Below are 13,693 nucleotides of genomic sequence, written 5' to 3'. Positions count from 1 at the left end.
TTCGCCCGCACCGCGGCGGGTTATTGCAAAAAATCTTCCCGCAGGGGGCTAAAGGAATCCAACAGCACGCCGCTTTCCAGACAAGTGGTGCCGTGCAGGGTGTTGCCCGGCACAAAGCAGCTGTCACCGGTCCGCAGCACGCGGGTGGCGCCGGCAATGGTGTATTCGAACGCGCCGCTTTCCACGTAGCTGGTCTGCGCGTGCGGGTGTTGGTGCTCCGCCCCGACCGCGCCGGCCTCGAAGGCCACTTTCACCAGCATCAGCTCGGGCCCGTAGGCCAGCACCTGGCGCCGCACGCCATCGGCGACGGACTCCCACGGGAGCCCGTCGCCGGCACAGAACAGCACGGGAGCGTGTTCAGACGTTGGCATTAGTATTTCGGATTTTGCCGCAGGTTGGGATTCGTATCGATGGCCACCTGCGGGATGGGCAACAGTTCGCTCTTGCCGGTGATGAACGATTCACCCACCGCCGTCGAGTACGTAGCCCCGATACCGCTGGTCCAGTTGACCGACGAGGTGTAGCCCGCGGGAGCCGAAGCCGGCGCCGGGCGGTACAGGGCCGACGAATTGGCCGACGGCGAGTACAGTTGGAACAGGTCGCCGTTCTGACGCCAGTAGAGCACCGTGGGGTAGTTGGCGTAGCGGCCGGTCCGGTCGCGCAGGGACGTAATTTCCGCCCGGGCCTGGCTCAGCTTTTCGCCCAGCATGTTCCAGCGAATCAGGTCGAACTTGCGGACGCCTTCGCCGCCAAATTCCAGGTAACGCTCGTTAACCAACGCGTCGAAGAAGGCCGTTTTGGTCGTGGGCGTGGTGCCAATGCGGCCGGTGTTGCCACGGAAGGCGCGACGACGTACGTCTTCCAGGGCTTGCACGGCCGTTTTACCGTTGAACGGAGTCGAGGGGTCAGCCAGCTCGTTTTGGGCTTCGGCAAACATCAGCAGCACGTCGGCGTAGCGGATGATGGGCCAGTTGATGCCCAGATACTGCGAGGAGCCCGTGAGCAGGGGCGCGCGCCAGTCGCGGCGAAATTTGCCGTCGGTCAGCACGTTCAGCACCACCGGCTGCTGGCGGCTGGCGGCGTTGACGGAGTAGTACGTCACCGACACGTCGCGGCGAGTATCCAGCGAGTCGAAGGCGTAGAGGTAGTTCGGCAATACGTTCAGGCCGGGGTTGGAGCCCCCGTAGCGCGACCCGTTGTCGAGGCGCGGGCCGGTGTAGTACCCCAGCTTGCTGTCGGAAGCGGCGCTGCCGCCGGCCATGGCTACTTCAAACAAAACTTCCGAGTTGTCGATACGCAGCTCGTTCAGGCCGCGGAACAGCGCCTCGAAGTTGGGGTTCAGCGCGTGCTGCCCGCTCTGCATGATTTCGCTGCACTCCTGCCGGGCAATGGTGTAGTACTGCTGGTAGTTCGAGCCGCGGCGAACCTGCCCGTCGCTGCGCAGCGCAAAGCCGCCGCGAGCCAGGGCGATGCGGGCGCGCAGGGCCTTCACGGCGCCTTTGGTCATCCGCTCGTCGCCACTGCCGAGGGCCGAGCGCCACGGCACGAGGTCGGCGGCTTCGCGCAGGTCCTCCAGCAGCAGGTCGTAAGTCATGTCCCGGTCTTCGTTGGACACTTTCAGATCGGCCGTGGCAGCGGCGGGCAGGCGCGGCGCCGGCACGTCGCCCCAGTTGCGGATCAGTTCGTACATGTACTGGGCGCGCAGCGTCAATGACTCGCCCAGCAGGCGGCCCATGGCTGCTTTGTCGGCGGCGCTGCCGTTTTTGAACAGCTCCGAGTCGCGGATGTTGCGGATGCACACGTTGGCGCGTTCCACCCCCGTGTAGAGGGTATTCCACGGTCCCAGCAGTTCGGTATTGCCCGGCGTGAGGGCGTAGCGGGCGATGCCGCGCCGCCCGTTGTCGACTTCACCGCTGCAGCGCATGTCGTCGGTATCCACTTGGTAGTACGAGCTCAGGCGCTGACCGTAGCCCGAGTCGCCCGACAGGGGGTCGTAGGCGCCGATGACGGCGCTGGTCGCCCCGCTTACGCTGCTGAATACGAAGCTGGTATCGGTGGAGGAAATCGGCTCCACGTCGAGGAAGTCTTTGCAGGCAAAAGTACCGGTCAGGCTGACCATTGCCAGGGCCACGGCGGCCGACCGAAGATTATTGCGGTTCATGAGGACAGATCGGGTGGGAAGGTTAGAAGGAGACGTTCACGCCGAACAGGTAAGCCCGGCTGCGCGGGTAAGCGGCGTAGTCCAGCCCGGGAGCCAGCGGCAGGTTCGGGCGGGCGCTGACCTCGGGGTCGAAGCCGGAGTATTTGGTCAGCACGTAGAGGTTGTTGCCGGTCACGTAGAGGCGGGCCGTGCTCATTTTGGCCTTGGCCGTGAGCGTCTTGGGCAGGGTGTAGCCGATGGTCACGTTGTTCAGGCGCAGGAAGGAGCCGCTCTCGATGATGTCGGACGAAGGCAGGAAGCGGCCGAACGAGGGCGCCGGGCGCGTGGCGTTGGCGTTAAGGGCGTTCAGCTCCTCGGCGCTGGTCACCAGCTGGCCCTGGGCGTTGATGTTGCGGTAACGGTTATCGTTGATGCTGGCCAGCAGGTTGGTGTTGGCGTAGAAACCGCTGGTATACTCCAGGCGGTTGGCATTGTAGATGTCGTTGCCCAGCACCCAGTTCAGGAAGATGCTCGCGTCGAAGTTCTTGTAAGTGAACTGCTGGTTGAAGCCGCCAATGGCCTTGGGATTGGTGTTGCCAATAACCGTCCGGTCACCGTCGGCGGTGATGTTGCCGTCGCCGTTCAGGTCGCGGTAGCGGGGGGCCCCGGGGCGCACGGCGTTGGCGCCGCTCACCGTCGCGGTGCTGGCAATGCCCGGGCGCAACGTCCAGCGGTTGCCGGCCGCCGCATAATCCAGGAAGTCGTTGGCGGTGTAGAAGCCGTCGTACTGGTAGCCGTAGATCTGGCCTACCGGCTGGCCCTTGCGCACGATGTAGTCGGCGTCGGCGCCGTCGGAGCCGGCCCAGTTGGAGTTGAAGAGGAAGAAGTCGCTGTCGCCCAGGTCCTCGACGCGGTTGCGGTTGAACGACACGTTGGCCGTGGCCGTCCACGAGAAGTCCGGCGTTTGCAGCACCGTGCCGCTTACCTGCAGTTCCACGCCGCGGTTAGCGGTGCGCCCCACGTTGCGCTGCTGCACCGAGTAACCCGAGGTCGAGGGAATGTTCTGGTTCAACAGCAGGTCGCGGGTGCTGTTGTAGTATACATCGGCCGACAGCTGCACGCGGTTGCTGAACAGGCCCAGGTCCACCCCCAGGTTGCGCGAAACGGTGGTTTCCCACTTCAGGAACTCGTTGGCCAGCGTGGGCGAGGCCACCCCCGGTACCAGCGCGCCGTTCAGGCCGTACTGCACCGGCGTGGTGCCCGTGCCCGAGGCGTTCGGAATGGCGGTGGCGAAGGTAGTTACATAGAGGAAATCGTCCACACGGTTGTTGCCGGCCAGGCCGTAGCTCAGGCGCAGCTTCAGATCCGACACCTGCTCGAAAGACTTCATGAATTCTTCCTGCGAGATACGCCACGCCACCGAGGCAGCCGGGAAATAACCCCAGCGGCGACCTTCGGCAAACTTCGAAGAACCGTCGCCGCGGAACGTGGCCGTGAGCAGGTACTTGTCAGCGAAAGAGTAATTCAGGCGCCCGAAGCCCGACAGAATGCGGCTTTGGGTCTGGCGCGTGTCGGGGGCCGCCTGCACGGTGCCCGAGGGCGGCGAAGCTAGGTTCAGCGACGCCAGAGCCCGCTCGGCGGTAATGGTGGTAGGCAGGTAGAGCGCACTCACGCCCAGGTTGCGGGTGCGGTACGTATACACCTCGTGGCCCACCAGCGCGTCGAAGGAGTGCTTGCCTTTGTTCAGGGCGTAGCTCAGCACGTTGGAGTTGTTGAGCGTGACCAGCTGCGAGGTAAAGATGGAAGCCGTGGGCTGGTTGCCGTTTTGGCGGGCTACGCTGGTAGGCGTGCCGTTGAAGGCATTGTTTTCGGTACCGGTAGTTTCCACGCCCACCGTGGTGCGGAACGTGAGGTTCTTGAGCAGCGTGTAGGCCGCCGTGCCGTTGAGGTTGAGCACGCGGCGCATGTTGCGGCGGTATTCCGCGTCGATGAGCGTGAGCGGGTTTACCAGGCGCGGGCCGTTGGAAGCCAAGTCTTCGGCGAAGTCTTCCTGGCTGGAATTACCAATGTTAGCCTCGAACGGGCGGTACTGAATGGTGTTGCGCAGGCGCGAGGTCTGGGCCGTGCCGGTGCTGTTGGTGCCGGCGCCCTTGGTGGTCTGCGCGTTGTAGCGGGCGTTGAAGCCGAAGCGGAACTTGTCGCTCACCTTGTTTTCGAAGCGGAAGTTCACCAGGTAACGGTCGAAGCCGCTGCCGCGCTGAATGCCGTCCTCGATGTTACGCGTCAGGCTCAGGGCGTAGTTGGCGCCCTTGCTGCCGCCGGTGATGGACACGTTGTGCGTCTGCTGAAACGCCTCTTGCCCAAACACGCGGTCCTGCCAATCAACGTTCGGCACGCTGCGGAAGGCGTCGAGGCTGTCGAAGCGCAGGGTGCCGTAGTCGTCGCGGAAGTCGGTCAGGGCCTGCCCGCCCAGGTTTTGGGCGCGCTCGTACTGGTAGGCCACAAAATCGTAGGGATTGAGCAACTCCAGCTTACGCGCCAGCTTGCGCACCCCGGCAAAGCCGTTGTAGGTCACCGTCGTCTTGCCCTCGCGCCCGATCTTGGTGGTGATAATCACCACGCCGTTGGCGCCGCGCGCGCCGTAAATGGCCGTGGCGGCGGCGTCCTTCAGCACGTCCACCGACTGGATGTCCTGGGGCGAAATGGTCGCCAGGGCATTTTCCACCTGCACGCCGTCGACGATGAACAGCGGGTTGTTGCTCTGGGTGATGGAGCCCCCGCCGCGCACCCGGATGGTTACGTCCGAGCCGGGCTGGCCTTCGGTAGAAGTCAGCTGCACGCCGGCCAGACGCCCGGTCAGGGCTTCGGCGGCGGAGTTAACCGGAATATCTTTGATCTGCTGCGCATTCACCGACGATACCGAGCCGGTCACGTCGCGGCGCTGCACTTCCTGGTAGCCGATAACCACCACGTCGTTGAGCAGTTTGGCGTCTTCCTTCAGGGTCACCGTCAGGTCCGAGCTGCTGCCCACGGTCACATCCTGCGGCTCGAAACCGATGTAGCTGATGCGCAGCACCGGGTTATCGCCCGTTACGTTCAGGCTGAACTTGCCCTCCGGGTCGGTGGTGGCGCCGTTGGTGGTGCCTTTCACCACCACGGTCACGCCGGGCAGCTCCTCGCCCTTCGCCGAGCGCACGACGCCGCTCACGCGGCGGCCCTGCTGGGCATTGGCCACCACTGCCATAGAGAGCAGCGAGCCGGCCAGGAATAGATGTTTTTTCATGGAAAGAACGATGTGGGAATCGAAAGCTGGTGAGAGAACTAGCGCAGGTCGTAGATGCCGACCGCGTCCATATCCGTGTATTCGAGGTTTTCGCCGGCCATGCCCCAGATAAAGGCGTAGGCGCTGGTGCCGCAGCCGGTGTGGATGGACCAGGGCGGCGAGAGGATGGCCTGCTCGTTGGACACCCACAGCGGGCGCGTTTCGCTCGGCTCGCCCATCAGGTGCAGCACGCGCTGGTTCTCGGGCAGGTTGAAGTAGAGGTAGGCCTCCATGCGGCGCGTGTGGGTGTGGCTGGGCATGGTGTTCCACACCGAGCCGGCCTTGAGCTGCGTCAGGCCCATTACCAGCTGGCAGCTGGCAATGCCCTCGTTGTAGATGTACTTGTAGATGGTGCGCTGATTGGCCGTTTCGAGCGCGCCCATCTCCACCGGCGTGGCCTCGGCCTGCGTGCGGCGGGTGGTCGGGTACTCCTTGTGCGCGGGAGCCGACAGCACGTAGTACTTGGCGCCCTCGCCGCCGAACTGCACGTCTTTCGAGCCACGGCCCACGTAGAGGCAATCCTGGTTGCCCAGCTCGTAGGTGGTGCCGTCCACCGTCACCTGGCCCGCGCCGCCGATGTTCAGAATGCCCAACTCGCGGCGCTCCAGGAAGAAGTTGGCCTTCAGCTCGCCGGGGTTGGGCAGGCTGATGGGCTGGCCCTGGGGCTGCACCCCGCCCACGATCATCCGGTCGTAGTGGGTGTAGACCAGCGTGATGTCGCCGGGCACGAACAGGGTTTCGATCAGGAAATGGTCCCGCCGCTCGGCGGTGTTCATTTGAGCAGTTTCGCGGGGGCTGACGGCGAAGCGTTGTTCCATCAAAATGGCAGTGGGTGGTGAGGGATAAAAACCGGCGCAAAGATGGGGGTGGCAGCGCCGGAACCGAGCACTAACGGCCCATCCAGCCGCCGTCGACGGTGAGGATGGTGCCGTGCACGTAGTCGCTGGCCGCGGAGGCGAGGAACACCGTCGGGCCCTTGAAGTCGTCGGGGGTGCCCCAGCGGCCGGCCGGAATGCGGCCCAGGATGCTGCTGGAACGGTCCGGGTCGTTGCGCAGGGCCTCGGTGTTGTCGGTGGCGATGTAACCCGGGGCAATGGCGTTGACGTTCACACCGCGGCCGGCCCACTCGTTGGCCAGCGCCTTCACGATGCTGCCGATGGCACCCTTGCTGGCCGCGTAGCCGGGCACGTTGATGCCGCCCTGGAAAGTCAAGAGCGAGGCGGTGAAGATGATTTTGCCGCTGCCCTGCCCGAGCATCCGCCCGCCGATGGCGCGGGCCAGGCGGAACGGGGCGTCGAGGTTGATGCGCAGCACTTCGTCCCACAGCTCGTCGGAGTGCTCGGCGGCCGGGGCGCGCTTGATGGTGCCGGCGTTGTTGACCAGGATGTCGATGCGCGGAAAATCGGCCATGACCTGGGCCGCGAAGGCGTCGACGGCGGCGCGCTGGCCGAAGTCGCACTGGTAGGCGGTGAACTTGCGGCCCAGGGCCTCTACCTGCTGCTGCGTCTGCCCGCCGCTGAGCGGCATGGTGGCCGACACGCCGATGATGTCCGCCCCGGCGGCGGCCAGGCCCAGGGCCATGCCCTGCCCGATGCCCTTGTTGCAGCCCGTTACCAGGGCCGTTTTGCCGGTCAGATCAAACCATTCGGGAGCGTGGGCCATGCGGAGTCGTTAATAACTTTTCGAGGATGAAACAGCGGGTGGCGAAGCGGTTTCGCCGGAGCTGGTTTGTTAATTTTCATAGCTTCTGAGACAAAACGAAACCGGCTTCTGACTTTATTTGCGCAATCGTTATCGGGAACGTTGCCAATTCGCGCAGTTGTTCCCTTCGCGGAAGTTCGGCCTTCCGGCTCTGCTGCACTCTCCTGTTTCGGAGCCGAAAAAAAGCCTTAACTACGCGGCGCGATTAATTGCACTTTCACTAGCCCACCCGCCCTTGGATACCGTCACCATCAAAGACATTGCCCGCGCCCTGAACCTGTCGACCTCCACGGTGTCGCGGGCCCTGCGCGGCAGCTATGAAATCAATCCCGAGACGAAACGGCTGGTGCTGGAGTACGCCGAGCGCCTCAACTACCGGCCCAACCCCATTGCGCTGAGCCTGAAGGGCAGCAGCTCCCGGGCCATTGCCGTCATCGTGCCCCAGATTGCCAACTACTTCTTCTCGCAGGCCATCAACGGCATTGAGGCTATTGCCTACAACCGCGGCTACCACGTCATCATTTTCCAGACGCACGAGTCGTACGAGCGGGAAGTGGCCAACGTGCAGCAGGCCCTCTCGCGCAAGGTCGACGGGCTGCTCATCTCGCTCAGCAGCGAAACCTCGGACGTGGAGCACCTGCGCGAGCTGCTCGACCGGAACATGCCCATCGTGCAGTTCGACCGCGTGTCGACGGAGCTGAACACGACCAAGGTGGTGGCCGACAACTTCGCTGGGTCTTTCGCCGCCACCGAGCACCTGATCAAGGCTGGCCGCAAGCGCATTGCCCACCTGACCATTCCGCCGTGGATCAGCATCACCCAGGAGCGCCTGGCCGGCTACCGCGCCGCCCTGGAGCAGTACGGCCTCGAATACGACGAAAGCCTGGTGCGCTACGGCACCTTCGGCCCCGACGAAGCCACCACGATGGTCGACGAGCTGCTGGCCCAGTCGCCCCCGCCCGATGCCTTCTTTACCGCCTCCGACCGCCTGGCGCTAGGCGCGCTGGCCGCTTTGCAGCGCCGCAAGATTGCCATTCCGCAGGATGTGTCGCTCATCGGCTTCACCAACCTGAACGTGGCCGACCTGCTCTCCCCCTCGCTGAGCACGGTGGTGCAGCCCGCCCAGGAAATCGGCCAGATTGCCGCTGAGCGCCTCATCGAACTGATCGAGCGGAAGCAAAAAGCCGCCCCGCCATCCACCATCGTGGTGCCTTCCCACCTCTCCGTGCGCGAATCGACGCGCCGGACGGAAGAATAGCCCGGCCTCAAACGCAAAACGCGCCGGCAGATCTACTCTGCCGGCGCGTTTTGCGTTTGAGGCTTAAGCGTCCTTACTGCTTCACCAGGCGCGACACGGCGCGGGTGTTGCCGGCGGTGTATTCTACCATGTAGATGCCGCTGGCCAGGTCCGCTACGGGCACCGTCGTCTGCGGCGCGTTGGGCTGAGCCGTGAACGACGCTACTTTCTGACCCGTCGTGGAGTACACGTTGATGCGGCCTTCGCGAGCGGGAGCGTGGTTGATCTGGAGCTGGTTTTGCGCCGGGTTCGGGAACATAGCCAGTTCGGTCACTTTCGCCGCCTTGTTGCTGGTTACCGTCTGCAGACTCTTCACCAGCACATCTTTCAGCACGGCGTAGCGAGCCAAGCCCGTGGAACTGCAGCTGAAGTAGAAGCGCAGGGTCAGGGTCTGGCCGCCGGTCAGAATTACCCCGTTGGTGCCGTTCAGGGCCAAGCGGTAGCGGTTCTGGTTGATGTTATTCGAGCCGGCATTGACCTGCGACAGCGAAATCGGGGCCGGACCGTCGGCCGGTAGCGTCTGCGTGGCGGGGAAGCCACCGCCCACCGCCGAGCCGCCGGGGCCAATGCCACCGGTCACCACGGCCGAGTCGCTCACGAAGCCCGATTTGGAGTATGCCACCGCTAGGTACGTCTGGCTAGCCGTAAGGATAAACTGGCTCGTGGCAATAACCGAGTCGATACGGGCGGTGGCGCCAGCCGCAGCCGTTACCGTGAACTGCGTGTAGTATTTGCGGTTGACGGTGCCCCCGGGGCCGCCGGCACTAGTGCCCCATCCCCCGCCCTCGGCCGTTGGCGCTATGGCCATGCCGTAGCGGCTGGAATATTGCGGCACGGCGGGCCGGGTGTTGGAGCCATCCACAACCGGCTGGTTGTTTGACAGCACCAACCGCTTGAAGGTGGGGGTGCTGGCCGTCACGTTGGCCGAGCGCACGTTGGCGCTGTCGGAACCGCTGACGCGCAGGGGCCAGAACTTGTATACCGGGGTGGTCGTCTGGGCCAGGGCTTCGGTGCTCAGGCCAGCGGCCAATACGGCGGCGCAGGCGAGGCCGGCTTTGCGCGCAAGTTGCGAGAGTACGAGTGTTTTCATAAGGAAACGGGGAATGGTTTGGAGTGGGGGTTAGCCATGCTGGTAACAGGCCCCAAATTGCACAGCAACGCGGAAATTAGCATTGAAATCTGGCAAATAATTCGCCGCAAACGTTATCGGGAACGTTACCAATTGTACTGTTCGGCTTTCTGCCGAGGCAGTAAGTACTTACCAACTGGGGTCGGAGCCCACCGGTTTCCAATCAGTTAGGCTCCGGCCCCAGCGGCTTCGCAGGCCCGGGTTTGCGGGCTATTTCGCTTGCTGCAGCAGCCAGATGGCCAAGTCTTTGGCGGCGGCGAAATTCTGGAACTGCGCCGGAATCTTGCGGCCGTCGACGTACTCGGTGTACAGCCACGGGTCACCCACGGCGAAGACGGTGCCCTTGCCCACCTTGGCGGTGGCCATGATGACGTACTGGCTCTTGCTGATGAGGGGCTTGGCCGGGCCGCTCAGGGTGAGCGGGGCCAGCTCCTTGATGTAGGCGGCGCGGGCGGTTTTGAAGACGGCGTTGCCGGCCGGTAGCTCCACCAGCCCCTGCTCAAACTGGCTGCCTTTCACCATGTTCAGGTTCACCGCGTCGAAGTGCATGCCGAAGGCTTCGGCCAGCTTGTTGAAGCGCGGAATTTCGCAGTTGGAGGTGTCGTTGGCCATCAATACCAGCACGCCGCCGGCCTTCACCCAGTCCGTCACGGCCTTCACGTCGGCGGGCTGCACGTAGTTGGGCTTAGGCGTTTCCTTGCGGGTATCGGGGTCGACGATGATGTACACGCCCACGTTCTTGAGCGAGGCGGCCGTGGGCGCGGTGGTGACGTAGCTGGTGGTAGCGCCTAGGTCGCGCCACTGCGTGCCCCAGAAGTAGAAGCCGCCGTGGGTACGGTCGTCCCAGGTGTAGTGCCAGGTTTCTTCTTGGCCGGTGATGGGGTTCTTGCGCAGCTCGTGGTTGAAGTAGTTGTCGACGGCCACGGTTTTGCCCTTGCCCACGGCCTGGTCAGCCGCCGTTTCCATCTCCAGGCTGGCCAGGATGAACGGGCCGACGCCCTTCAAATCGTTTTTGCGCAGCGGCTCGGAGAGGTAGTACTCAAAGCTGCCGTCCCGGTACGGGTTGCCGCCCAGGCCGCCCACGCTCACGGTGCCGTTCAGGGCCAACGCCCCGCTTTCTTCGGCCACGAAGGTCTTCAGCAGGCCGTCGTAGCCTTTTTTAGCCGCGTCGGCGTACTTCTTGTCGAGGTAGCCCATGCGCACGCCCTTCTGCAGGAAGTACACGAACATGCTGCTGCCCGAGGCCTCGGCGTAGTTGCCCTTGCGGCTGGCCTGATCCACGACCAACGACCAGGTACCGGTCTTGGCATCCTGGTACTTCACCAGCACCGGCGCGAGGCGCTGCACGTCCTTGATGAGCTGCTGGCGCTGCGGGTGGTTCTGGGGGAAGTAGTCGAGCACGTCGACCAGGGCCATGGCGTACCAGCCCATGCCCCGGTCCCAGAAGTTGGGCGACTGGCCGGTGGTTTTGTTGGCCCACTTTTGCTCCTTGCTCTCGTCGTAGCCGTGGTAGAGCAGCCCGGTTTTGGGGTCGACGAGGTTCTTCTCAATCAGCGCGAACTGCTTGGCCACGTCGTCGAAGCCCTGGGGCTGGTTGAAGACCTTGCTGTACTCGGCGTAGAAGGGCTCGGCCATGTAGAGGCCGTCGAGCCACATCTGGTTCGGGTACACCTTTTTGTGCCAGAAGCCGCCGGCCTGGGTGCGCGGCTGCCCGTCGAGCTGCTTGCGCAAAAGCTGGGCGGCTTTCACGTATTTCTGCTGGGCGGCCGAGCTGCCCAACGAAATCTGGCTCATCAGCAGCACAGCGTGGCCGGTGGTGAGGTTGTCGAGGTTGTAGTCCTCCAGCTTGTAAGTCCGGATGGAGCCGTCGTCCTTGACGAACTGGTCGAGGTCCTTCTGGATGTACGTGTAGTATTTCGGGTCGCCGGTGCGCTGCCACACCCGCTCCAGGGCCTTGAGCATCAGGCCCTGCTCGTAGTCCCAGCGGGCGGTTTTGCGGTTGCCGATGACGATGGAGTCGGGGTACCAGCCCATAAACGCGTCGGCCATGCGCTGCGACATGGCCGGCTTGGCGGCGGGCGTCTGCTGGGCTTCGGCGGCCGGGCTCAGGGCCAGCAAGCTCAGCAGCGGGAGAAAACGAAAACGGTTCTTCATGTAGGTGGAGGAAGCTGGAAAATAACGAAACTCCCCTCCTTGTTGAAGGAGGGGACGTGGCAGCTTTAGCTGACACTGGGGTGGTTGGGTCGTTGCTGATGTTGGATAGTAATCCAGTCGCTCAGTATGACATGCCAACGATGCCGTTCAACATCAGCAACGACCGAACCACCCCAGCTTTGGCTGGCGCCAAAGCGTCCCCTCCTTCAACAAGGAGGGGAGTTTCGTGCTAGCTTTTCGAAATCGACACGGCTTTCTTGGGGGCGTTGGCGCCCATTTCCACGTCTTTCTTGGCGTTTTTGGTGTTGGTGTTCGACACCTTCACGTTCTTGGTCCGGTCGCCGCTCACGCGCATGAGCACCTCGGCCCCGTTGGCGTAGCGGATGTTGTCGAGCGTGATGTCGCGGGCGTTCTGGATTTCGAGCACCGGCTTGGTTTCCTTGCTGAGGATGGTCACGTTTTTGAGGCGGATGTTCTCCGCTTCCTGGCACACCATGCCCTTATCCGACTCCAGCACCGCGTTTTCGATGCTGATGTCCTTGATGGCCATTTCGGGCAGGCCGCGCACGAGAATGGCGGTTTCGGCGCCCTTGCAGGTCACGTTCTTGATGAAAAACGAGCGGAACTGCGGGGTGCCTTCGCCCAGTGGCTCGGCCTTCATTTCAGGCGGCGCCGTCGATTCGCCTTTCAGCGGCACTGGGTCCTTGGCGGCGTAATACATATCGAACAGGATGGCCTGGCCGGCAATGTCGGTCATGTCCACGCCGTCGACGAAGATGTTTTCGACCACCCCGCCGCGGCCGCGGGCCGTCTTGAAGCGCAGGCCCACGTCGGTGCCCATGAAGGTGCAGTTCTGCACGTATAGGTTGCGCGCCCCGCCCGACATTTCGGAGCCGATGACGAAGCCGCCGTGGGCATGGTACACTTTATCGTTGCGAAACAGGAAGTTTTCCGTCGGCACGCCGCGCTTGCGGCCCTGCTCGTCGCGGCCCGATTTGATGCAGATGCCGTCGTCGCCCACGTCGAACACGCAGTCCTCCACGATGCCGTTGCGGCACGATTCGAGGTCCAGCGCGTCGGTATTCTGGCCGTACCAGGGGTTTTTAGCCGTCACCCCGCGGATGATGATATCGTCGCAGAGCAGCGGGTGAATGGTCCAGGCCGGGGAGTTCTGGATGGTGAAGCCTTCGAGCAGCACCCGCTTGCAGCGCGTGAGGCTGAGCATGTTGGGCCGCAGAAAGTCCTTCACGTCGGCGAAGTCCTTGATGTCGGTTTTGGTGGCCGTCAGCACGCCGGGCTTGTCGGCCGTGGAGGCTTTCAACGACTGTTCCGAAGGGTACCAGGTGTCCTTTTTGGCATTGAGCGCGCCGCCCGAAGAAACCAGCTTGTCCCACTGCGTCTCGTTGAGCTTGCTTTTCTTGACGGGGCGCCAGGCGTCGCCGGCCCCGTCGAAAGTACCCTGGCCGGTAATGCCGATGTTTTCCAGGTCGGTGCCGTAGAGCGGCGAGAGGTTGCGCACCGCGTCGAGGCCTTCCCAGTTGGTTTTGATCAGCGGATAGTCGTTGCGGTTGGCCGAAAACTGCACCAGGGCACCTTTCGCGAGGTGCAGGTTCACGTTGTTTTTCAGCACGATGGGACCGGTGAGCCACAGGCCGCGGGGCACCAGCACCACGCCGCCGCCGGCCTGCGAGCAGGCGTCGATGGCTTTGCGGAAGGCTTCGGTGTTGAGCGTCTGGCCATCGGCCACGGCGCCATACTTGAGAATGGAGAGCGTGTCGGCGCGGAACGAAGTGGTTTTGACCGCGGGCAGGTTGGGGGTCTGCGCGGCCGCTTCCGGGGCGGTGAGCAGCGCGCCGCTCAGGGCCAGGGGAAGCAGGGAAAGAAGTGCTTTCATCAAAGGTGGAAAAAGGAAAAAACCTCTGCCCGACCAGCGGCCGGACAGAGGACAAA

9 protein-coding genes are annotated in these 13,693 nt (G+C 63.6%); 1 reads left to right on the top strand and 8 read right to left on the bottom strand.

What is annotated here, in order from left to right; translation table 11 throughout:
* Positions 1–20 precede the first annotated feature (20 nt).
* The 5 genes from FDY95_RS10520 to FDY95_RS10500 form a co-directional block, all read right to left on the bottom strand.
* Positions 21–371: a cupin domain-containing protein gene (locus FDY95_RS10520; protein WP_138077547.1), complete on the bottom strand. Its 351-nt coding sequence runs from the start codon at positions 369–371 to the stop codon at positions 21–23.
* On the bottom strand, positions 371–2,161 hold the full coding sequence (locus tag FDY95_RS10515) for a RagB/SusD family nutrient uptake outer membrane protein (protein ID WP_138077545.1): 1,791 nt from the start codon (positions 2,159–2,161) through the stop codon (positions 371–373). The genes FDY95_RS10520 and FDY95_RS10515 overlap by 1 nt, the downstream gene beginning before the upstream one ends.
* Positions 2,162–2,183: 22 nt before the next feature.
* On the bottom strand, positions 2,184–5,423 hold the full coding sequence (locus tag FDY95_RS10510; RefSeq protein WP_138077543.1) for a SusC/RagA family TonB-linked outer membrane protein: 3,240 nt from the start codon (positions 5,421–5,423) through the stop codon (positions 2,184–2,186).
* A 38-nt stretch (positions 5,424–5,461) separates the two neighbouring features.
* On the bottom strand, positions 5,462–6,280 hold the full coding sequence (gene kduI / locus FDY95_RS10505) for a 5-dehydro-4-deoxy-D-glucuronate isomerase (RefSeq protein WP_138077541.1): 819 nt from the start codon (positions 6,278–6,280) through the stop codon (positions 5,462–5,464).
* 70 nt (positions 6,281–6,350) lie between these two features.
* Positions 6,351–7,124: an SDR family oxidoreductase gene (locus FDY95_RS10500; RefSeq protein WP_138077540.1), complete on the bottom strand. Its 774-nt coding sequence runs from the start codon at positions 7,122–7,124 to the stop codon at positions 6,351–6,353.
* A gap of 274 nt (positions 7,125–7,398) precedes the next feature.
* On the opposite strand from FDY95_RS10500, the gene FDY95_RS10495 reads away from it, so the two are divergent.
* Positions 7,399–8,421 carry a LacI family DNA-binding transcriptional regulator gene (locus FDY95_RS10495; RefSeq protein ID WP_138077538.1) on the top strand — a complete coding sequence of 341 codons (1,023 nt, stop codon included), beginning with the start codon at positions 7,399–7,401 and terminating at the stop codon, positions 8,419–8,421.
* A 73-nt stretch (positions 8,422–8,494) separates the two neighbouring features.
* On the opposite strand, the gene FDY95_RS10490 is transcribed toward FDY95_RS10495, so the two are convergent.
* The 3 genes from FDY95_RS10490 to FDY95_RS10480 all read right to left on the bottom strand — a co-directional run bounded on the left by FDY95_RS10490 (position 8,495) and on the right by FDY95_RS10480 (position 13,637).
* Complete coding sequence (locus tag FDY95_RS10490; RefSeq protein ID WP_138077536.1) at positions 8,495–9,550, bottom strand: T9SS type A sorting domain-containing protein; 1,056 nt, start codon at positions 9,548–9,550, stop codon at positions 8,495–8,497.
* Positions 9,551–9,799: 249 nt separating this feature from the next.
* The gene (locus FDY95_RS10485) at positions 9,800–11,743 is read right to left on the bottom strand and encodes a glycoside hydrolase family 88 protein (protein WP_171025633.1); all 1,944 of its coding nucleotides are present in this window, start codon (positions 11,741–11,743) and stop codon (positions 9,800–9,802) included.
* 229 nt (positions 11,744–11,972) lie between these two features.
* Positions 11,973–13,637: a glycoside hydrolase family 28 protein gene (locus FDY95_RS10480; RefSeq protein WP_138077534.1), complete on the bottom strand. Its 1,665-nt coding sequence runs from the start codon at positions 13,635–13,637 to the stop codon at positions 11,973–11,975.
* Positions 13,638–13,693 lie beyond the last annotated feature (56 nt).

The organism is Hymenobacter jeollabukensis (genome assembly GCF_005771675.1).
In the GTDB taxonomy this organism is placed as follows: domain Bacteria; phylum Bacteroidota; class Bacteroidia; order Cytophagales; family Hymenobacteraceae; genus Solirubrum; species Solirubrum jeollabukense.
Note: the sequence above shows the minus strand (reverse complement) of the source record. Positions and strands in the feature narration are given on the sequence as shown.